Here is a 251-nt window from a genome sequence, read left to right as displayed (position 1 = left end):
CGACCGGCTCGACGCGTGCCTCCAGGGCGAGGAGGTGGCGCAGCCACGCCTCGATCGCGCGGGCGAGGCCCTCGTGGCTCTTCGGGTTCGCCGCGACATCGAGCGCCATCGTGAAGGCGTCGGAGCGGCTCCAGTAGGTCCAGGCGTTCTCGTCCGTCATCACGTCGAGCTCGGTGGCCGGCTCATGGTCGAACATCGCCATCAGGGGCGAGTGCGCGGGCCCGGCCTCCTGCGCGTCGATGAGCTCCGCG

General features: G+C 71.7%; 1 protein-coding gene. It reads right to left on the bottom strand.

The features are described from left to right. The coding region (locus WDW90_RS40270; protein ID WP_336493130.1) for a DUF6352 family protein at nt 1-251 on the bottom strand (251 nt) is incomplete at both ends.

It is taken from the genome of Methylobacterium nigriterrae, assembly GCF_037106235.1.
GTDB lineage: Bacteria > Pseudomonadota > Alphaproteobacteria > Rhizobiales > Beijerinckiaceae > Methylobacterium > Methylobacterium nigriterrae.
The sequence above is the reverse complement of the archived record's forward strand: the minus strand, read 5'-3'. Positions and strand labels throughout refer to the sequence as shown.